Below are 20,873 nucleotides of genomic sequence, written 5' to 3' on the forward strand. Positions count from 1 at the left end.
AATCGGCTGAATTTTATGAATGTAACCGCTTAACCCGTTGATATGACAAGATTCTTTATTTTCTAATTATTTTTCCGCCTTTGCCGAGCCAGCTCACGCGGGGAACAAACGGTTTCTGCGCCCGCATGTTCATGAATTCCTGCGCCGTATTTAGAAATTGCTCATAGCGTTCGCACTCACTAAGAATGAAGTCAAGCTGCTCTTCATAATAATGCTTTTCTGATTCTGATGACATGTAGTAGCTCTCCACGATTTCAAAATAATGAAGCGGAAAGAGCAAGCGGCTGTATAAAAGACGTTTTGAAAACGAAGATAGCGGCGTAACTTGCTCGTATTCCTGCAAAAAGTGAAAACCCTGCTGATGAAAATCTTGTCTATGATGCAAAAACGTATGCCTTATATATTCAGCCAAATCGCGTGAGGCGTGGTCAAATACCCAATCCGCAGGAATCCTGATCAGGGATTCGGGTGACCATGTATGCCTTTCCATCCGCTGATGGCATATCGTTCCTGAATCTGCGACTTGGGGCTTGTCATCCAGCTCAGTGTCCACTAAATATTGTATCGCGTTTTCTGACAGTCCTAAATAATATGGAAATGATTCAATCATTTTTTTATCGAATGGCTCGTGAGGAGGGGTATGAACCTTTCGCTGCCAAAACACCTCCAGCTGATCAATGCGTTTTCCCCACAGATCCTTCCACTGGCCGATTCTTCCGGCTGCCTTCACTTCATACGGATACCCTCTGCCTTTTCGGTGAAATTCCGCCAGCTCCTGTCCAATGGAGAACGCACGGTTTGAAAAAGGGGGTGCCGCCTTCAGCAGAGCGTACGTTTTCCCCTCATGTTCAAACGTCAGCTCACCTTCTTTTGTAAAGATAAAAACCGAAACGTATGGGTCACTTTGTTCTTGTAAATACTGACTCATGTAATAAAGCTCTGCCAGTTCTGTCTCTGAGAATTGGGAAACGGGGACAATCAGAAAAAATGAATTCGGCGTCTGAAAGCATTGATATGTGTGCTGGTACATGGAAAGCTGCCTAATGTGAATACCGTATTTTTCTTTTATTGTACCTTTCACAATGATCACCTGCCTGTTGAATTAGGGCTCATCACATCGTAGTCATACACGTCCGGAATTATGAATACATATTTTAATCCGACGAAGGCGCAAGAAAAAGTCGTAAACATCTCAAACATTTTGTATAAACTAGTAAAAAAGATTGGGTGAAGCTGATGTCAGAAAACGAACAAATCAGTCAGATGGAAGCAAAAGCAAGAGCACGGATGAAGGAGCGCGGCGTTGAGGTATCAGACATTGCCGAGCTTGTCTTTTTTCTTCAGAAAAAATATCATCCGGATTTAAACATTGATGAATGCACGTTGAACGTCAATCGCGTTCTCGCAAAACGCGAGGTGCAAAATGCGATTTTAACGGGCATTGAATTGGATATTCTTGCTGAGCAGAAAAAACTGTCTGAGCCGCTGCAAACGATGCTGGAAACAGATGAAAGCCTATATGGGGTAGATGAAGTTCTGGCATTTTCCATCGTGAACATTTACGGATCAATCGGGTTTACGAACTACGGTTACATCGACAAAGAAAAACCCGGCATCCTTAAACATTTAAATGATAAATCAACCGGCGAATGCCATACCTTTTTAGATGACATCGTCGGCGCGATTTCCGCCGCGGCCTCAAGCAGGCTCGCACACCGCGCGCGGCATACAGAATAAGGGCACCCTTTTCGGGCGCCCTTTTTTAAATGTATGGAATCCATTCGGTCAGAGAGTCAATGGCGTGAGTCGGTTTTTCCATATCGTCTGTCATATGCTCTCTTTTCGTTACGCCTGTGTGAACGAGCAGCGTATCCATACCGGCGTTAATGCCGGCCATGATGTCCGTCGCATAGTTGTCGCCGACCATGAGTGTTTCGGACACATCCGTGCCAAGAACGCGCATCGCCTGCTCCATAATGATTGATTCCGGCTTGCCGATAAATACCGGCTGTACGCCTGTGGATACAGTTAATACAGATGTCAGTGAACCGTTTCCAGGCAGAAGGCCTCTTTCAGTCGGGATCGCAATATCTCCATTAGTGGAAATAAAGCGGGCACCATTTCTGATTGCCAGGCAGCCGACAGCAAATTTTTCGTATGTAATGGAACGGTCAATACCGACAACGACAAAATCCGCGTTTTCCCCGCCAAACGTCAGGCCATTTTCTTCAATTGCCTGGCGGATTCCTTCTTCCCCGATCACATATACAGACGCGTCTTTTTTCTGCTGAGCGATATGCTGGGCAGTCGCCATGCTGGTCGTGAAGACCTGCTCTTCTGTTGCGGGAATATCAAAAGACACGAGCTTGTCCGCCACCTGCTTCGGTGTGCGCGAAGAGTTGTTTGTCACGAAAAGATAAGGAACTCCGCGATCATTCAGCGTTCTGACAAATTCACACGCTTCCTCGATTTTTTCCGTGCCATTGTACATCGTTCCGTCTAAATCAATTAAATACCCTTTATATGTTTTCATTTCCAACACTCCTGTGGCTTTCCAGTTGTTATTTAAACGCAGAAACAGGGCCAAGCTCTGTTTCCAAGTAGCTTCTGATCCGTTGCGGGAAGTCTTGCAGAGCTGTCTGATGTGCCGTGATCAGCCTGTAAAGCTCGGCGCTGTCAGCGAGCAGGTACTGCTGAACTAATGTTTTGCGGTAGGCGATCAATTGCTTGAGCTCACTTCCCTCTTGTTCCGTGACAACTTTTTCATCAACAAGTATGTCCATAATGTCATCATAGCTGCCCGGGTCCCGCATAATAAAACCGTCAATCATGTCATTGCCTGTATCCAGGATGCATTCGATTAACAAATGGCCTATACGCTGAAGCGCCGGTCCCCCGATTTCAGACTGCCAGTCTGTTTGTGAGTTAAAAAGCGCCAGCTGGTGCTCATAGAACCTGAGTGTTTGCTCGATCTTGTTTCTGTCAACAAAATACATGACAGCATCCCCTTTGTGTATGTTTATTTTCTGATCCGTTTCAAGACAAAATACGCACAGCCGAAATTGCAGTATTCGTAAATGTATTCATCTAATGTGCTGATTTTCGTTTCGAAGGTTGCCTTTTGATTCTGGTCGTCAAAGAAGCCCTTGAGCCTGAGCTGACCGTATCCCCAGTCTCCCACAATATAATCGTATTTATTTAAAATATCGGAGTAACGGGCTTTAAAAGCCTCTTCATTGAAGCCGTCTTTAAAATTGTGCACCAATTCAAATTCGGCATTTTGAATAAGAATCATGATCTCACCTCTTTTTCACTCATTCCTATCATAATTCATTGCCCCGTCCCCATCAATTGCTAAAGAATAAATCATGCGATTTGGCTACCCTACACATGAGGAGGGATTTACAAATGAAACGAACTGCTGTCAGCCTCTGCCTGTTGACCGGGCTTTTATCCGGGTGCGGAGGCGCAGGATTGGACAATGCCGGGCAAAATGTCCGAAATCAGGCGCAGAATCAAACCAGACCCATTCATGTGTCTGACCGCAACGAGGCTTTTAACCGGCATGATGAGAACGAACAATTTGGCTATGTCCGCTATCAAAAAGAACAATTTGACGGCGAACAGCAGAAAACGCCGGTAATGAACCGGGAAGAAACCGCTCACAACATATCAAGTTTAACGGTTCAGCTCCCCCATATTCAAGATGCTGCAACATTGGTCACCGATCAAGAAGCGCTTGTCGTATACAAAACCGATTCTAAAAACCGCGGGCTGACCGCCGATCAGGTGAAAAAAACGGCGGCTTCTGTAATACCGCGATACTATCATGTGTATATTTCTGATAATCCAAACCATATGCAGTCGATCGAAAATTTCAGCAATCTCGGCTCTGGTTCAAGGGATATCAGAGAAATCATGTCGGGGACGATTCAAGAAATGAAAACCTCCCCGCAAGGAAGCCCCGTCTCAGAGAATGAAAATGCCAACGGAGAAACCCGACAGGACATGAAAACCGATAGGAATGACAAAAACGCCAGATGATCTGGCGTTTTGGCATTATGCTTGTGCTTGGCGCTTTTTAGATGCTTCGTTCACTTGTTCATCCGCATGGTAAGAAGAACGGACAAGCGGGCCGGCTTCGCAGTGGCTGAAGCCTTTTTGCATCGCGATTTCCTTTAATTCTGCAAATTCATCAGGGTGATAGTACTTTTGAACTTTCAAATGTTTCTTCGTCGGCTGCAGATATTGGCCGATTGCCATAATATCCACGTTGTTTGCCAAGAGGTCGTCCATGACTTCAATAATTTCTTCCTTCGTTTCGCCGAGTCCGATCATGATGCTTGATTTTGTCGGAATGTCAGGTTGCATTTCTTTCGCACGGCGCAAAAATTCCAACGAACGGTCGTACGTCGCACGCGCGCGGACTCTTGGCGTCAGGCGGCGAACCGTTTCGATATTGTGATTCAGGATGTCTGGGCGTGTATCCATCAAGGTTTTCAGGTTATCATAGTTTCCGCCCATATCAGACGGCAGCACCTCAATTGTTGTGAACGGGCTTTTTCTGCGGATCGCACGGACAGTTTCCGCAAAAATGCCTGCCCCGCCGTCTTTCTGGTCGTCACGCGCAACAGCCGTAATGACCGCGTGTTTCAGATTCATAAGCGCGACAGAATCCGCTACGCGTTCCGGCTCTTGCAGATCTAGCTCAGTCGGAAGGCCCGTTTTGACAGCACAGAAACGGCATGCTCTTGTACAAACGGAACCTAAAATCATAAATGTAGCTGTACGTCTGACCGCCCAGCATTCATGAATATTCGGACACTTTGCTTCTTCGCATACGGTATGCAGGTTGTTTTCACGCATGAGTTTTTTAAGCCCTGTATAGTTTTCATTTGTGTTTAATTTGATTTTGAGCCATTCGGGCTTTCTGAGGTGTTCGTCTTTCTTTGCCAATTCCCATCATCTCCAATATCCAATATACTCAATTTCTGACACGAAACATTCTGAAAACGAGAAAGGTGCAGGTTTTATTTCTGCAACAAAAATAATGTTTTTCTAACTAAAGAAAGTCTTTTCTTTAGACACTTTAACATAGGAAAAATTTCTCGACAAGGGAAGATGATTACTGACATTTTTAAGCCGGCTTGCCGCAAACTATGTGTATTCAATATGAAAGGAGATTATTTTGTGAAAGTTTTGTTATCCGCTCTTCTTCTCCTTTTGTTTGCGTTTGAGCCTTCTGCGTCTGGAAAAAAGCTTTCAGATCCAGTGCTGTCGAAACGGATGGAATTATATCATAAAGTCGAGGCTGTGACGCAGATTCCTTGGTATGCGCTCGCCGCAGTAGACCAGTACGAGGAAAATGTGCGGAGTAACCGAAAAGATCTGCCTGACAAAGCGGGAATCATCAGCATCTATATACCGGATGAAATCTGGAGCGGGCCTGAAAACCCGAATCCGAAAGACGATGCACCGTTAAGCATCAAAGTATTTGATGGGATTGGGATGGATGGTGACGGAGACGGAAAAGCCGAGGTCAGCAATGATGAAGATATTTTGTATACATTCAGCCAATACTTGCTGTCGTATGGCACAGATGAGGGCAACATCCGTATCGGGCTTTGGAATTATTACCGACGCGATCAGACAGTCGGGATCATATCTGAATTCATGAAGCTGTTTAAAGCTTACGGCCATATTGATCTGGGCGAGCATGCGTTTCCGCTTCCGATCAGAACCGATTACAGCTATCGCAGCACGTGGGGAGATGCCCGCGGCTTCGGAGGAAGACGGATTCATGAAGGCACGGATATCTTTGCCCATTATGGCCTTCCTGTCAAATCTACCTGTTACGGCATAGTTGAAATGAAGGGCTGGAACCGCTTCGGAGGATGGAGAATCGGCATCAGAGACATTAACAATACGTATCATTATTTTGCCCATCTCAATGGGTTTGCCAAAGGGATTAAAACAGGACAGATCGTTGAGCCCGGCCAAGTGATCGGATCAGTCGGCAGCTCAGGATACGGCCCGCCGGGAACAGCTGGAAAGTTCCCACCGCATCTTCACTACGGCATGTACAAAGATAACGGAAAAACCGAATGGTCGTTTGATCCATACCCGCACTTGAGAGCGTGGGAGCGATATGAATACAAAAAAAAGAAATAACGAAAAGCCGCCTCTTCAACGGGCGGCTTATTTGCTGCTTTTTTCATTTTTCGATTCCGATTCGGCACTGTCCTCATCTTTGCTGCTTGGGAGCTGGACAGAAGGCGTGACACCTGAGCCGCCGCTTCCGTTATAAAACTGGGGCACTTCGCCCTGCACTGCTTTAATCGATACAGGAACATTATTTGTGACGACAGCGGTTTTGCTTGCAAACGGAATGATGACCTTCACTTTAATTTCGACAAAGATGCTGATATCAATAAGTGCATTATTTATGCCATATGGCTTGATTTTGGTTTTGACATCTGTAAAAGCGTCACCGATCAAATTGAACCGGACTGGGATTTTCGGCCCTAGGTTTCCGAGGAGGCTGTTGCCGGTTACCTGTCCCAGCGGAATGTTGATCATAATATTTTCACTGGCGCCGCTGTGTCCGGAGTGGGTTTCCATCTCTTTTAGATGAGCCTGAAGCTGCTTTGTCACTTTTGTTTTTACACTATTTACAACCTGTGTATTAAAATCGATTGTCGTTAAGTTTCCGTTTTCATCAGAATTCATTTGAAACATATCTTTCATATTTTCACTGTCAGACATATAATCCTCAATCGAATCCTGGATCACCTCTGTCGCTATACGCTTCGTTTCCATCTCGCCGATATCCATTAAAACAGGTTTGATCGAGCCATTGATCATCCAAAGGCTGACTGTTGTTGACAGGATAAAAAAGACAACTGACAGAAGCATCACGTACCGGAAAGGCAAAGGTCCTCTCTTGCGAAAAGGGCCGCGATATCTTGGCAAGAAAATCCCCCCTTACATATCACAATGTATGCTTGTAAGAGGGGACATAGTAATAGCCGGGCCAAATTTTTATTTCACCATTTTCAAAAGCGCTGCTCTGCCGCTCATGCCGGCATGAATGCCGAGATCTTCCGCGGCGTACGTGACGGATTCTAAAGGTGCGTCTAATAGCTGGTCAATGGTGCGTACACCAACTGCGCGCCCCGCCACAATGCCCCGCTCCTTTAATTTTTCATTCAGCAGCGCCACATCAAGCGCGCCGCACATAATGTATCCGTGCTCATTTGTGACAGCCATAAAATTCGTTTTTGGAAGCTTCACTGTCACAGCTGTAAAAGGCTGTCCTTCTATCATGATTGGTGTCAGATTTACCACGTCAACCACTCCCTTCATTCATCACTTTATGATGAAGGGCACAGCTTGTTGTGGGCTGACCTTCTTATTGCGCGAGCTTCCAAGCGAGCAGATCCCGCAAAAACTCCGGCATAAAATATTCTTTTTCTGCGGCGTCACGGATGATCGGAAACAGTCTGCCGAGGGTAAACATGTCAAGCACCGCAACAGAGTATTGTTTATGTTTTTCAATCTCTTCCCCGTTCAGCGTGATTCGTGTGACATGCGTGATTCCGTCATCCAGCCGTTTCGTTTCTACAGCAACACCCGCGTACACCATTTTTCCCATTACTTCTCCGCGGAAGCCGAGACCTTTGATCCGGAGCTGCTCCATTTGTTCTGAAGCGGCATGGACAATGGTCTCTTTCAATTCTTCTCCCGTCAGTCGGACAGCCACCGGGTTGATCGGATGAGGGCAGATGCGGTGCAGATCCAGCTTCGTCACAGGACCCGCTTTCAGCGGACCGAGAATGACACCGGAATTCACCATACTGATGTCCGTCCCGCACCATTCCTTTAACGCGTACGCCAAAAGCAAAGGCAGCTCTGATTCTTCAAACCACTTCACCTCGGCATCTTGCGCAAGCTCCGCAACAGCATCGGACAGCTTATCCTCGGCTTCACGTTCTTTTTCTTTGAGAAACGCTTTTGTTTCTGCTGATTCTCCTGTCCATTCCGCCATGTTTTGCACAGACGCTGTTTTGCTGATGATGCTTCGCTGTATGCTGTCCACCGTGATTTCTACACAGCCGACATAATGCCCGTATTTCTCGGCGCTGGCAAGCAACACGCCGTTTACCACTTGTCCATCTTCAAGCAAATGATGGGTGTGCGATTCGAGGATTACATCAATCTCAGGTACCGCTTCAGCCATTGCCTGATCATCTAGGATGCCTAAATGTGACAGCAGAACGATGATATCAGCCTGCCCTTTCACTTCCTGAATGGTTGCTTTTATGCTTTCAAAAGCATCGGTTACTGTCCATCCCAGCTTGTCATAAACGGGATAATACGGCACAGTTACACCTAAAAAAGCAATGGACATACCGTTTTTCAATGTTTTGATATGGTAAGGAACCGCCCAGGACGGACGGCTTCCGTTTTTGTCATATAGATTAGAGACGATAACGGGAAATTCAGCATGATCATATAAGGCTGCGAGCTCATCATGCGGAAGCGTAATCCCTTCGTTATTGCCGATCACCGCTCCATCAATGTGAAGACGGTTTAAGAGATCGACATTCGCTTTTCCGAAAGTCGCCTCTGTCACGAATTGAAAACGATCAAGATGATCGCCAATATCAAAAACGAGCGTCTCTTCGCTGTCTGCTTGATGCTCTTTTCTTTTCTGCTCGATATAATCTACAATTTTCGGCCAGTTTTCAAAATGGCTGTGCAAATCATTTGTATGATATAAGCGGAGCTTCTCCTTCATATTATCTCTCCCTAATCGTTCAGCTGAAAATGCCTTCATAAATGAGCTGGCAGCCGATTAAAATCAATACGATCCGCATGATCATTACGATCGTTTTCGTCTGCATTTTTCTGTTGATGGCGGCGCCAAGCTTTCCGCCGAACCAGGCGCCGGGCACAAGTGCTAGTGCATACAGCCAATTGACGTGCCCGGAAATAACATGTGAAACAGACCCTGTCATAGAGGACAGGAAAATAATAAACATGGATGTTGCCACCGCAACTTTCGGCGGGAACAGGAATAACAGCATCATCGCCGGAACCATGAGCGATCCACCGCCTATTCCGAAAAGCCCCCCTAAAAAGCCGACAACAAAGGCAATCGCAATGCCGATAGGCGCCTGATATGAGTACGTATAAGGCTCACCGGCATCATCCTGAAATGTCCGAATAATCCCTTTGTGCGCTTTGTTGATCGGCCGGGCTTTCGCTTTGAGCATTAAGGATAATGAAATAAGAATCATAAAAATGCCAAACCAAATGGAAAACGAGTTTGAATTGAACAGCTTTGACACGTAAGCCCCGATAATGCTTCCTGGACCTGAACCGATAAAGAAAATGAGCCCGCTCTTATAATCAACGGTTTTATATTTAATATAAGCCAAAGTTGAAGAAAGACCCGTAAAAATAATGACCAAAAGCGAAGTTCCAATTGCGACCTGCGGCGTCACATCCTGAAACAGCGGCGTCACTGTGCTTAGAAACATCAGAGACGGCACGATCACAATTCCGCCGCCAAGCCCAATCAGGCTTCCTACCGTACCTGCGATTAATCCCAGTACGGCCAAAATCACCAACGACATCAATCAAAACCTCTTTTCTAAAATAAATCGAGCTGTCTCGGCGCAAGTCCGCTGTACTCGATATCAAGCAGTTCAAGCATCTGCTTGCCATTATCCGCGGCGTCTCCGCCGGAATTGTTGTTGAACAGGACAAAAACATCCTTAGATTGCTGCTGCAATTCATTCAGGTGCTTTTTCCAATCCGCCAGCTCCTGTTGATTGTAGCGGTATAAGTACCTGACCTCCCGCCAGTTTTTCCCGCCGTCAGGCTTCATCCAGCCCTGCTTGTTGCGTCCGTGAAACCTGACGAGCGTTTTGTTTTCATTGGTCGCGCGCAACACAGTCGGGACGCTGCCTTCCCCGATTTGCGGTTCATCACAGACACTGTGAATCCAGCCTTCCGCTTTCATAAATGAAAGCGTCTGCTCATAAAATGGCGGCGAGAACCAGGAGCGGTTTCTGAATTCAAGCGCACATGGAATATCTCCCATTTGGTGCTTGCACCATCTCAAATAAGCGACATTCTCCTTCTTGCAGTCAAACCACGGCGGAAATTGAAACAGCACCATGGCAAGCTTATTGCTATGTAAATATGGCGTTAAAGACACCTTAAACGCGTCAAACATCTCCTCTTTTGAATCAAAGGGGATTTCTCCGCGCTGATGCCCTGTCATGCCCTGATACGCTTTCACGATAAATTGAAAGGTTTCCGGCGTTTCCTTCACCCACTTTTCATTATTTCGCGCCGGCTGAATTGCGTAAAAGCTCGCGTCTAATTCAACGATCGGAAAATGGGAGGAATAGGCCTGCAATTTTTTCTGGCTGGCCGTTTTCGGCGGATAGATGCTGTCATGATCCCCCCACCCCGTCAGTCCGATATAAATCACAATCATTCACCTCTCTCCCAGTTTATCACACGTGTTTTCAGGTTTCCTCGGAAATGCTGTTCATATGGCGGGAAAATGCTGAACGAAGATGCTGGTATTGTTCCTCATTCGTATCTAAAAACGCCTCTTCTCTTGAAGAAGGAATATGCTGATATTCAATCGGCGCCTGAAACTGTTCACTCGTAAAATCGTACATCACGCCATTGATGCTGTTATAAAAATGCCAGCTCTCACCGACTTTGGTTTTGAAAATGGCGCCGCCGAATTGATCTTGAATCACCAATGCCGTCACACCGCATTGTCCGCATGCCGGGCATTCTTCCGTCCATTTAGAGCTCGTATGGCGCGACCAAGATTGCTTGAGTATGTATGTGATATGTTCCATTGCCTCCGCCTCCTTTAAAAAAAGATACCACGTTGATTTCATTTTAAAAACAAGAACGGAGGAAATCAAAAAACCCGGCGGTAAAATCGCCGGGCTTACGAAGGAACGACCAGTGCTCCATCAATTTCGCTGACTTCTTCCCCATCATTGTACACGCACCGGCCTTTGCTGTAAGTGGCCGAAATGCTGCAGGGAAATGTATGTCCTTCGTAAATGCTTTTTTTATGCTTTGAAAACATCGATTCTTTTGTGACAGTGTACGGCTCCATGCTGACGAGCACAAAATCCGCATCACATCCCGCTTCAAGCCGCCCTTTTTTCTGAAGTCCGAATCGTCTCGCAGGGGCCGCTGCTGTCCATTCAGCGATGGTTTCAAATGGAATGTCCCGCTCAAGCGCCAGTTGAAGCATGGCCAATAAAGTAAACTGTCCGCCGCTGATTCCGCCCCATGATAAAAACAGATTATCCTCCCGCTTTAAAGACGGACGACAAGGGGAATGGTCTGAGGAAACCATGTCAATGTGCCCCGCAATGAGCGCCTCGATCAGCGCTTCCTTCGATTGCTGTGACCGGAGCGGGGGCGCACATTTTGCGACAGAGCCCTTTTCCCGTAAATCGTCATGGCTGAACAAGACATAATGCGGGCATGTTTCAACCGAAACATCAAGCCCTTCCTGTCTCGCCTCTCTGATCAGCCGGACCGCTTTCGCCGTGCTGATATGGACAAAATGAACCGGACAGCCTGTCACCTTCGCATACTGGATCGTGCGATACACCGCTTCAGCTTCGGCTTCCTCCGGACGGGAGGCGGCGTACGCATCCGCATCCACTTTTCCTTTATTGGCCAAAACCATCTGCAAATAACTTGTGATTGCGTCGCTCTCCGCATGAAGAGCGAGGATTTTTCCTGCAGCCGCGATTTCTGTCATGCCTTTGAGCAAGGTACGTTCATCAACAGAGCGGAACTCGTCTGTGCCTGATTTTGATAAAAACGCTTTAAACCCGATCGCCCCCGCTTCAGCCATTGGGCGGATGTCATCGATATGACCTGGCACAAGCCCGCCCCATAGTGCAAAATCCACAGCTGATTTTCGCCTGCCGAGTTCGGCTTTTGCGAGAAGATTCTCTGCCGTCACGGTTGATGGAATGCAATTGAGCGGCATATCAAAATAGGTGGTGCAGCCGCCTGCTGCCATCATTTGCGAACCTGTTTCAACCCCCTCCCAGTCCTCTCTGCCCGGTTCATTGAAATGAACATGGCAGTCTATCGCACCTGGAAACACATATTGGCCTTCTGCCTGGATCATTGCTGCCCCGCTCGCTTCAATGTCTGAACCAATCTCGGTAATGACACCGTTTTGAACTGCAATATCAGCTTCTTTAACGCCATCTGGCGTAACTGCCTTCGCACCTTTTATCACCATATCGTAAGCCATATTGATCCTCCCATGTAAGGTTGACGATTTTTCATGTCAGTTTATGTAACACAATCAGTTCTATTTTCAACAGTTTACTGCTACTATGATCGTATTACATTAGCAAAACCGCTAGAATTCCTATTGAAAATTATTCATCTTAACCAATGTTTTTTATAGAAAAGGAGAATGCGCTATGAATATTTTTGATGTGATGAAAATACCGGCTTATGAAAACGCCAATTTAATCGCAGGAAAAGCAGGAGGAGAAAGAGAGGTTCAGCATGTCAATATGATGGACGCTCCGGATATCGCAGACTTTCTGCATAAGAATGAATTGCTCGTCACCACCGCGTATCACCTGAAGGATCACCCGCACCAGTTATCTGAGCTGATTCGGCAAATGGCAAAACGCGGCTGCGCGGGCCTCGGCATTAAAACAAAGCGCTACCTGGAGGATATCCCGAAAGAAATCATCGAGCTGGCCGATTCATACGCGTTTCCGATCATCGAGCTTCCAGAACACATCCGCCTCGGCGATATTGTGAATGCAACACTCAGCCACATTCTCGATATGCGTTCTAACGAGCTGCAGCAAGCCATTTACGCGCACAAAAAATTCACAAACCACATTATGAGCGGCAAGGGGCTGCAATCTCTCCTCAAAAAGGTGTCAGACCTCCTTCAGCTTCCCGTGCTGCTTCTTGACCAGCATGCCAAAATGCTTTCTGCGTCCCATCAGATTTCATTTGAGACCGAAAAGCTGAAAGGCACCCTGAATACCGTATCCGGGCCGTTTTTCACTTGTTTCTCTACGTTCTCAGATCGAAAAACGTATTCTGTCCTTCCTATTTATAATCACGAAAAAAACTGCGGCTACCTGCTGATACCCGACATGGTGCAGGCCGGAGACAAAGGATTGATTCTCACCATTGAACAAGCTGCTAACGTCATTTCCTTTGAACTGCTGAAGGAAAATGCGCTGAAGCAATTCGGCCGGCGGGCGCGCAATGAGTTTTTCAGCAATTTTATTGAGCGCTCATTTTCTTCAGATGAAGAAATCAAAAACCGGGCAAAGGAATTTAAGCTGCGCTGGGATCAAAAATACATGTGCATTGCGGGAAAACTCGACCGGAATGACGAATCGATCAGCTTTACAGAAAATCAGCTCGCCTCCGATGGCGTATTCGAATTTCTTGAAGGCGAATTATCGGCCTTCCCGTTTCCGCCCCACCTCTTTATTAAAGGAAATGTCGGCATTATTCTGATCGAGGCGACAGACAGCTGGAGTGAAATGCACGCCTCGGTGATCAGCTTTTTAGAGCAGTTTCAAACACAGGTCAGAGCTCAATTTAAACGGACTGTGTCCTTTGGCATCAGCAACATATGCCAAAAGCTCATTGACGTTCCCGACGCGTTCACCGAAGCTTCAGACGCTCTGCAATCAGGGCATTTGTCAAGAAGCACGGAGTTTATTCAGGTGTATCATGCCAAAGATGTGCCTGAGCTTCTCCGCCTTCTCCCGGTTGAGGATTTGAAGAAATTTTACAACTCCACGCTTCAAAGCCTCGCTGAAAAACAGCAGGAGGATCAAAGCCTGCTTCATACGCTGTCCGTCTATTTAGAGACACACTGCCAAATTTCCGAGACGGCAAAGCGTCTGTACGTTCATCGCAATACCGTCATCTACCGCCTTGAAAAATGTGAGGAGCTGCTGGGCAAAAGCTTAAAAGATCCTGAGACGACGATGCGTTTGCGGCTTGCCTTACGGATGCAGCGGCTGATCAGCTAATGTTTGTCACATTCTCTTACAAACTGAATCGTTTTTCGTCACTTTCATCAATAACACCTGTCTTTTTCGGCTACAGTATCCAATGACACCCGGCAATCGGCACGCTATCATGTTACTAAAGTTCACATATAAAAGGAGGGACTATGGTGAAACAAAAATCGTTCGCGGTGTTGACTCTTGGCCTTCAGCATGTGCTGGCCATGTATGCAGGTGCGATTTTGGTGCCCCTGCTTGTCGGCAGGGCGCTGAATCTAACATCTGAACAGCTGTCTTACCTGTTGGCGATTGACCTGTTAACGTGCGGTGTGGCGACGCTTTTGCAAACCTTGCGCGGAGCATTCATCGGCATCGGGCTTCCCGTCATGCTCGGCAGTTCATTTGTGGCCGTCACCCCGATGATCGCAATCGGCACGAACTACGGCGTTCACGCGATTTACGGTTCAATCATCGCGACAGGGTTATTTATCTTTCTGTTTGCACGTTTTTTCGGCAAGCTGACCGTGTTATTCCCTCCTGTCGTAACAGGTACCGTTGTCACTTTAATCGGCCTTTCACTTGTTCCGACAGGTGTGAAAAATATGGCTGGCGGCGAAAAAATAAACGGCAGCGCCAACCCCGAATACGGTTCGCTCGAAAACCTTCTTCTCTCTGTCGGCGTCCTTGTCCTGATCTTAGTCCTCAACCGCTTTCTCAAAGGGTTTGCCCGAACGCTGTCCGTTCTGGTTGGAATCGCTGCCGGGACAGCGGCAGCAGCCATCATGGGCAAGGTCAGCTTTTCTGCTGTCACTGAAGCCCCGCTTTTTCAAGTCCCGAAGCTGTTTTACTTCGGAGCCCCTTCATTTGAAATCGGCCCGATCTTAACGATGCTGATTGTCGGAATCGTCATTATTGTGGAATCAACCGGCGTTTTCTACGCAATCGGAAAAATATGCGGCAGACCCTTAACCGAAAAAGACCTTGTCAAAGGCTATCGAGCGGAAGGAATCGCTATTCTTATCGGTGGACTGTTCAACGCCTTCCCCTATAACACCTTTGCGCAAAACGCCGGCTTACTACAGCTGACGAAAGTGAAAACAAGAAACATCGTCGTTACCGCCGGCTGTATCCTTGTCTGTCTCGGACTGGTTCCGAAGATTGCAGCCCTTGCTTCTGCCGTTCCTGCGGCTGTGCTTGGCGGCGCGACGGTTGTCATGTTCGGCATGGTGATTGCGTCAGGCGTCAAAATGCTCAGCACAGCGGATCTCAAAAATCAATATCACATGCTGACCATCGCATGCTCAATCGCACTCGGCATCGGCGCCAGCACGGTGCCCGGGATTTTCGCTGAATTCCCCGCTCCGATCCGGATTCTGGTTAGTGACGGAACCATCACCGGAAGCCTGACCGCCATCTTTTTGAATCTATTTTTCAGCTTGCGCGGCAAAAAAGAAACAACCGCTCAGAAAACTGAACTTCCGGTATTAGACCATACACTCGCATTAGAAAAAGAGGTGTAAAAAAGATGAAGGAACAGCACAATGTCTTTCAGCTGATGATGCTCGGACTTCAGCACATGCTCGCCATGTATGCGGGAGCAATTCTCGTTCCGCTGATCGTCGGAGCGGCGATCGGGCTGAATCCGGGGCAGCTGACGTATTTAATTGCGATCGATTTGTTCATGTGCGGGGCTGCGACTCTTTTGCAGCTGTGGAAAAACCGATACTTCGGCATCGGCCTCCCTGTTGTGCTCGGATGTACGTTTACCGCGGTCGGCCCGATGATTTCCATCGGCAGCACATACGGTGTCTCAGCGATATATGGCGCCATTATCGCCGCAGGGCTGATTGTCGTCTTAGCCGCGGGCTTCTTCGGAAAGCTTGTCCGTTTTTTTCCGCCTGTCGTGACAGGTTCAGTCGTCATGATCATCGGCATCAGCCTGATTCCGACGGCAATGAATAACCTGGCCGGCGGTGAAGGAAGCAAAGACTTCGGCTCACTGGACAACGTACTCCTCGGGTTTGGCGTCACAGCTTTTATCTTATTGCTGTTTTATTTCTTTAAAGGCTTTATACGCTCCATTGCGATTTTGCTCGGCCTTATCGCAGGAACAGCGGCTGCATTCTTTATGGGAAAAGTCGATTTTTCTGACGTCATAGAGGCGTCCTGGCTTCATGTTCCGTCTCTGTTTTATTTTGGCCCGCCAACCTTTGAGCTGCCGGCTGTTGTTACGATGCTCCTCGTTGCCATTGTCAGCCTGGTTGAATCGACAGGTGTTTACTTTGCTCTGGCCGATATCACAAACCGCAGGCTGTCGGAGAAGGATCTGGAAAAAGGCTACCGGGCGGAAGGGCTTGCGATTGTGCTTGGCGGCTTATTTAATGCGTTTCCCTATACAGCCTTCTCGCAAAATGTCGGTATCGTTCAGCTTTCAAAAATGAAAAGTGTCAATGTCATCGCCATCACAGGAATCATGCTCATGGCGATCGGACTGGTTCCAAAAGCCGCAGCATTGACAACAGTGATTCCAACCCCAGTTCTCGGCGGCGCGATGATTGTCATGTTCGGCATGGTCATTTCTTACGGGATCAAAATGCTTTCCAGCGTTGATTTCGATTCGCAAGGCAACCTACTGATTATCGCCTCTTCCGTCAGCTTAGGGCTCGGCGCCACAACAGTTCCCGCGTTGTTTTCATCTCTCCCGGGCTCTGCCTCAGTCTTGGCTGAAAGCGGAATTGTGATCGGCAGTTTGACGGCAATTGCACTGCACGCTTTTTTTCAAACCAAACAGCCGAATGGCGTTGAAATAAAAACGTAAAGGAAGATGCTCATGTTCACAATGGATGACCTGAACCAAATGGACATACAAACACTGACAGACACGCTTGGATCTATTTTTGAACACTCTTCATGGATTGCGGAGAAAGCCGCGGCATTGCGCCCGTTTTCTTCCCTTTCTGACCTTCACCACAAAATGGCCGGCATTGTAAAAGCCGCGGACCGCCGGACACAGCTTGATTTAATCAACAAGCACCCCCGACTCGGAACAAAGAAAACAATGAGCGTTACCTCGGTAAGAGAGCAGCAAAACGCGGGGCTCAGCAAACTTGAACAAGAGGAATACGAGGAATTTCTCAAGCTGAATGAGCACTATTATGAACGCTTCGGCTTTCCTTTTATTTTAGCGGTAAAGGGAAAGACGAAACAGGACATTCACCAAGCCCTGCTGGAAAGGCTTGAGAACGAACGAGAAACGGAGTTCCAGCAGGCTCTTGAAGAAATTTACCGCATCGCCCGCTTTCGGCTGGCGGACATCATAACTGAAAAAGGAGAGACGCAAATGAAAAGAACCATGTCTTATGGCAAAGGAAATGTATTTGCATACCGAACGTTTTTAAAGCCGCTCACAGGAGTACGGCAAATCCCAGAGTCTTCTTTTACAGGGAGAGACAATACTGTTGTCGGCATTGATGTGACATGCGAAATTGGCGGAGATGCCTTTCTGCCATCATTTATAGACGGAGATAATACACTCGTCGTGGCTACAGACTCAATGAAAAACTTTATTCAGCGCCATCTCGCTTCCTATGAAGGGACGACAACCGAGGGATTCTTACACTATGTGGCTCACCGATTTTTAGATACCTATTCTCATATGGACACGATCACTTTGACAGGCGAAGACATTCCGTTTGAGGCGATGCCTGCATACGAGGAGCAAGAACTCGGCACAAGCCACCTCGTCTTTAGAAGATCACGCAATGAACGCGCTCGGTCTGTGCTGAAAGCGGAACGAACCGGGGATACAATAACGATCAAAGAGCAGTACAGCGAAATCATGGATCTTCAGCTCGTCAAGGTGAGCGGCAACTCCTTCGTTGGCTTTATCCGGGACGAATATACGACGCTCCCGGAGGACGGCAACCGCCCGCTGTTTGTCTATTTAAACATCAGCTGGCAGTATGAAAACACAGATGACGCACGTGCTACCGATCCCGCCCGCTACGTCGCGGCTGAGCAAGTTCGTGACTTGGTGAGCACCGTTTTTCACGAACTCGAAACCCCTTCAATTCAAAATTTAATCCATCATATCGGCTGCAGAATATTAACGACATTCCCGCAGCTCACTGATGTCAGCTTCCAATCTCAAAACCACACATGGGATACAGTCGTTGAAGAGATCCCAGGGTCCAAAGGAAAAGTCTACACCGAACCGCGCCCGCCATTCGGTTTCCAGCGCTTTACCGTGACAAGAGAAGACGCCGAGAAAGAAAAACAGAAAGCCGCTGAAGCATTAGGGAGCCTGAAGGCCTGATGGGAAAGCTGACAACCCATATCTTAGATTTAACCTGCGGCAAACCCGCGGCGAACGTAAAAATTGAATTGAAGCGGCTGGGCGAAGAGGTCATCCTTGTTAAAGAGACATTCACCAACAATGACGGCCGAGTCGATGCTCCGTTGCTGGCAGGGGAAGAGCTGGTGTCTGGAGAGTATGTGATGGAATTTCATGCAGGAGACTATTTTGCGAGTCAAAAAGTGAACACGCCCGATAAGCCGTTTTTAACCATTGTCACCTTCCGTTTTCAGCTTGCAAATCCAGATGCGAATTATCATATCCCGCTTTTGCTGTCGCCTTTTGGTTATCAGGTGTATAGGGGGAGTTAAGGAGGAAGCTCGCCGGTGAGGCGGGCTTTAATATGTTTAGGCGGCTGGCAATACTGCATAAATAAAAACCTTCTCTACTTGAAAAGGTTCCTGGTTTGAAAACAGTAAGAAGCAGTATGGGTCATACTACATGTTTGATTTCTGTTAAGCTTTATCCTAACTGTTTAATAGTTTTTGATTATGCGTATTCTGTCTAGCCTTTAAACAAAATATTCATTTTTTCTTATTTGGACTTAAATCTATGTCGAAAATGATCGTTAGCCATATCTTATACTATCCTCACTGAAGGAGGTGGCAATATGGGTTACTCTAACGATTATGGTAGCTCCTTTGCTTTGATTGTAGTGCTATTCATTCTATTAATCATTGTTGGAGCATCTTTCTTTGGAGGTTATCCAGAAGGCGTTCCAATTTAACAGTATGTTATAAGCACCTGCCCTGTTCGGGCTAGACGCCATAAGAAGTCTTTATGGCGTTTTGCTATGTTATTAACTAACGATGTGCTGACAAAGGTTCTGAACCAGGGAAATATAAACATCGTATTAGGTTCAATCGTTTTTGAGACATAAAAAAGACCCTCCGCGTTAGAAGGGATTATAGGAGTAATCTTTCTTCAGGTTTGAAGACGATCTGAAGCAATATGAAATGTGTTTTGAGTTTGGTTCTCTGGTAAGTTAACTATGAAACCACATACTAAAGTCAATGACAGCCCAAGAATTAAGAACACACTTTTTTACGTTTGAAAACGGTCAGAAGCAATATGGATCATGCTATAAGCTGTTTCTCCGCTTCTCTATAATAGTAGATGGCTTTCATATAGCTTTTGATCAAACTCATACATCCCTCGGAAAAACAGAGAATAATACGACAAAAGACCAGATATGCCTTTATTTGATGCCTCTATTTTTTCAAGCAGTTCAACAATAGTTGGCCTAATTCGTGTTGTAACTGGTTCCAAATAATCTAACATGTGCTGATACCGGAATTTCATGAGAGAGAAGTAAATAAGTAAATACTATTGACGAATCATTTTATACCATTCATTGATCTTTACGCCAACTTTTGATGATGGCAATACCGGATTCACAAGATCCCTCCTCATATACCACTTTGTGTAATATTCTAACATTTCCGATAATATGTATGTCCGCAAAAAAACCGCAAATTAATTTGCGGCAGATTCCATAAACACGCAACAGCTGTTATAGCTTAAAGAAAGAATGGCCTGTAATAAAACAAACCTAACACGATAACTGCCTCTATTATAGAAAGCGACAGTAGAAATGTTTGGTTTATTGCCGTTTTCATTAGCTTCTGTCCAATATAATTGATTAGATAAAAGATGATGAATAAAGTAACAACTGCAAAAATGATGCTCAACAACTTCATTCCTCCTTTTTATAAACATTACCATATTATAGTAGACAACCCATTATATGTAATGGTACCATTGTATTGTACTTTATCACGTGAAGAGGAGTTGAGCAATATGCGTTTTGGATCATTAAGTAAAAAAGTTTTGTTCTCGTCCCTTTTGCTTCCGGTTACTGCATTATCATTAGCCCTTAGTCCTGTTGACGTTAATGCCCAGACACCAAAAGAACCCGCTTACACTGAAAATACATTCACTATTCATAAGGCAAATCAAGCTCTTAGTGAGGCTAAAAAAGAAGTAAACAAGCAACTTGCATCTGGCAAAACAAATGTTGTAGTCAAAAAAGCACTGAATGTACAGGGTGACGGAATTGAACTAGGTGTCAATACTAAGACATCCGGTGAAGGCTCCATCAAAGCAGTACAACAGAAATCATATTCTGGCTACATCGCAAATACCTTTCCAGGGGCAGGATTTAAACACTCTGTTAGTGGTAAATTCACTTATGAAAAAGGTAAAATTAAAGGAAACAGTTACGATGTCTATTTAACCGGACCACTTTACTCAAAATCTCACTCAACATCAGTTTCTAAATTAGATCCTAGTGTTTGGGAGATTAGGAGTTCCGGGACATTTAAAGCGTTGAAATATACCCCTTTTGAATATACTACAAGAGTAGTTATTGGCCTTTATGGTAGTGGGACATATAGAGTTTTGACTGCTAAAATTAATTAATACTAAACCCCTTTAAGGGGTTT

At 46.3% G+C, this 20,873-nt stretch carries 22 protein-coding genes and 1 pseudogene; 10 read left to right on the forward strand and 13 right to left on the reverse strand.

All coding sequences use genetic code 11. The features are described 5' to 3' along the window. Positions 1 to 55: 55 nt before the first annotated feature. A complete protein-coding gene (gene cotNH / locus AC0DBE_RS15890; protein ID WP_242734452.1) occupies positions 56 to 1,084 on the reverse strand; it encodes a spore coat-associated protein CotNH in 1,029 nt (342 codons plus the stop codon). A 152-nt stretch (positions 1,085 to 1,236) separates the two neighbouring features. Between cotNH and AC0DBE_RS15895 the strand changes: the two genes are divergently transcribed. Then, positions 1,237 to 1,737, forward strand: coding sequence for a phosphatidylglycerophosphatase A family protein (locus tag AC0DBE_RS15895; protein ID WP_014115036.1), 501 nt, complete (start codon positions 1,237 to 1,239; stop codon positions 1,735 to 1,737). 25 nt (positions 1,738 to 1,762) lie between these two features. Here AC0DBE_RS15895 and nucF read toward each other — a convergent pair whose 3' ends face one another. The 3 genes from nucF to AC0DBE_RS15910 are packed head-to-tail and all read right to left on the reverse strand — an operon-like array spanning position 1,763 to position 3,295. After that, positions 1,763 to 2,533, reverse strand: a complete 771-nt coding sequence (gene nucF, locus AC0DBE_RS15900) for a 5' nucleotidase NucF (protein ID WP_090557146.1) — start codon at positions 2,531 to 2,533, stop codon at positions 1,763 to 1,765. A gap of 28 nt (positions 2,534 to 2,561) precedes the next feature. Then, positions 2,562 to 2,996, reverse strand: coding sequence for a DUF86 domain-containing protein (locus AC0DBE_RS15905; protein WP_014115038.1), 435 nt, complete (start codon positions 2,994 to 2,996; stop codon positions 2,562 to 2,564). A gap of 23 nt (positions 2,997 to 3,019) precedes the next feature. Beyond that, entirely contained in the window at positions 3,020 to 3,295 is a 276-nt protein-coding gene (locus tag AC0DBE_RS15910) for a YutD family protein (RefSeq protein ID WP_003228682.1), read from the reverse strand. Positions 3,296 to 3,408: 113 nt separating this feature from the next. Here AC0DBE_RS15910 and AC0DBE_RS15915 point away from each other — a divergent pair, with 113 nt between their 5' ends. Further along, the gene (locus AC0DBE_RS15915) at positions 3,409 to 4,044 is read left to right on the forward strand and encodes a YhcN/YlaJ family sporulation lipoprotein (protein ID WP_472962843.1); all 636 of its coding nucleotides are present in this window, start codon (positions 3,409 to 3,411) and stop codon (positions 4,042 to 4,044) included. Positions 4,045 to 4,059: 15 nt separating this feature from the next. On the opposite strand, the gene lipA is transcribed toward AC0DBE_RS15915, so the two are convergent. Next, positions 4,060 to 4,956, reverse strand: a complete 897-nt coding sequence (lipA, locus tag AC0DBE_RS15920; RefSeq protein WP_003222888.1) for a lipoyl synthase — start codon at positions 4,954 to 4,956, stop codon at positions 4,060 to 4,062. Positions 4,957 to 5,190: 234 nt separating this feature from the next. Here lipA and lytH point away from each other — a divergent pair, with 234 nt between their 5' ends. Further along, positions 5,191 to 6,171: an L-Ala--D-Glu endopeptidase gene (lytH, locus tag AC0DBE_RS15925; protein WP_061188009.1), complete on the forward strand. Its 981-nt coding sequence runs from the start codon at positions 5,191 to 5,193 to the stop codon at positions 6,169 to 6,171. Between the two features lie 27 nt (positions 6,172 to 6,198). Here lytH and yunB read toward each other — a convergent pair whose 3' ends face one another. From yunB to AC0DBE_RS15960, 7 genes are all read right to left on the reverse strand, one after another. Next, positions 6,199 to 6,972: a sporulation protein YunB gene (gene yunB, locus AC0DBE_RS15930; protein WP_041521060.1), complete on the reverse strand. Its 774-nt coding sequence runs from the start codon at positions 6,970 to 6,972 to the stop codon at positions 6,199 to 6,201. A 69-nt stretch (positions 6,973 to 7,041) separates the two neighbouring features. Continuing rightward, positions 7,042 to 7,347: a YunC family protein gene (locus AC0DBE_RS15935; protein ID WP_014115042.1), complete on the reverse strand. Its 306-nt coding sequence runs from the start codon at positions 7,345 to 7,347 to the stop codon at positions 7,042 to 7,044. 64 nt (positions 7,348 to 7,411) lie between these two features. Continuing rightward, a complete protein-coding gene (locus tag AC0DBE_RS15940) occupies positions 7,412 to 8,800 on the reverse strand; it encodes a bifunctional metallophosphatase/5'-nucleotidase (protein WP_472962847.1) in 1,389 nt (462 codons plus the stop codon). Between the two features lie 19 nt (positions 8,801 to 8,819). Beyond that, positions 8,820 to 9,641: a sulfite exporter TauE/SafE family protein gene (locus AC0DBE_RS15945; protein ID WP_268454355.1), complete on the reverse strand. Its 822-nt coding sequence runs from the start codon at positions 9,639 to 9,641 to the stop codon at positions 8,820 to 8,822. A gap of 17 nt (positions 9,642 to 9,658) precedes the next feature. Next, positions 9,659 to 10,507, reverse strand: coding sequence for a DUF72 domain-containing protein (locus tag AC0DBE_RS15950; RefSeq protein ID WP_079288398.1), 849 nt, complete (start codon positions 10,505 to 10,507; stop codon positions 9,659 to 9,661). Between the two features lie 37 nt (positions 10,508 to 10,544). After that, positions 10,545 to 10,892 (reverse strand): YunG family protein, encoded by a 348-nt coding sequence (locus AC0DBE_RS15955; RefSeq protein ID WP_014115046.1) that lies wholly within the window; start codon positions 10,890 to 10,892, stop codon positions 10,545 to 10,547. A gap of 95 nt (positions 10,893 to 10,987) precedes the next feature. Then, positions 10,988 to 12,328 carry an allantoinase gene (locus tag AC0DBE_RS15960; protein WP_326198183.1) on the reverse strand — a complete coding sequence of 447 codons (1,341 nt, stop codon included), beginning with the start codon at positions 12,326 to 12,328 and terminating at the stop codon, positions 10,988 to 10,990. Positions 12,329 to 12,503: 175 nt separating this feature from the next. On the opposite strand from AC0DBE_RS15960, the gene pucR reads away from it, so the two are divergent. The 6 genes from pucR to AC0DBE_RS15990 all read left to right on the forward strand — a co-directional run bounded on the left by pucR (position 12,504) and on the right by AC0DBE_RS15990 (position 19,156). Then, positions 12,504 to 14,099 carry a purine catabolism transcriptional regulator PucR gene (gene pucR / locus AC0DBE_RS15965; protein ID WP_087987484.1) on the forward strand — a complete coding sequence of 532 codons (1,596 nt, stop codon included), beginning with the start codon at positions 12,504 to 12,506 and terminating at the stop codon, positions 14,097 to 14,099. A gap of 146 nt (positions 14,100 to 14,245) precedes the next feature. Further along, positions 14,246 to 15,595: a nucleobase:cation symporter-2 family protein gene (locus AC0DBE_RS15970; protein ID WP_052303546.1), complete on the forward strand. Its 1,350-nt coding sequence runs from the start codon at positions 14,246 to 14,248 to the stop codon at positions 15,593 to 15,595. A gap of 5 nt (positions 15,596 to 15,600) precedes the next feature. Beyond that, entirely contained in the window at positions 15,601 to 16,893 is a 1,293-nt protein-coding gene (pucK, locus tag AC0DBE_RS15975; RefSeq protein ID WP_090557141.1) for a uric acid permease PucK, read from the forward strand. A gap of 12 nt (positions 16,894 to 16,905) precedes the next feature. Continuing rightward, a complete protein-coding gene (pucL, locus tag AC0DBE_RS15980; protein WP_439846082.1) occupies positions 16,906 to 18,390 on the forward strand; it encodes a factor-independent urate hydroxylase in 1,485 nt (494 codons plus the stop codon). Next, positions 18,390 to 18,740 carry a hydroxyisourate hydrolase gene (gene uraH, locus AC0DBE_RS15985; protein ID WP_439846083.1) on the forward strand — a complete coding sequence of 117 codons (351 nt, stop codon included), beginning with the start codon at positions 18,390 to 18,392 and terminating at the stop codon, positions 18,738 to 18,740. Before pucL ends, uraH begins: the two co-directional genes overlap by 1 nt. Before the next feature lie 299 nt (positions 18,741 to 19,039). Next, positions 19,040 to 19,156: a YjcZ family sporulation protein gene (locus AC0DBE_RS15990; protein ID WP_472962852.1), complete on the forward strand. Its 117-nt coding sequence runs from the start codon at positions 19,040 to 19,042 to the stop codon at positions 19,154 to 19,156. Positions 19,157 to 19,511: 355 nt separating this feature from the next. On the opposite strand, the pseudogene AC0DBE_RS15995 reads toward AC0DBE_RS15990, so the two are convergent. Beyond that, positions 19,512 to 19,827: pseudogene (locus AC0DBE_RS15995) on the reverse strand (aspartate phosphatase); the annotation flags it as partial. Between the two features lie 258 nt (positions 19,828 to 20,085). On the opposite strand from AC0DBE_RS15995, the gene AC0DBE_RS16000 reads away from it, so the two are divergent. After that, on the forward strand, positions 20,086 to 20,850 hold the full coding sequence (locus tag AC0DBE_RS16000; protein ID WP_238528863.1) for a hypothetical protein: 765 nt from the start codon (positions 20,086 to 20,088) through the stop codon (positions 20,848 to 20,850). The last annotated feature ends 23 nt before the right edge of the window (positions 20,851 to 20,873 follow it).

It is taken from the genome of Bacillus sp. VA15 (genome assembly GCF_055721145.1).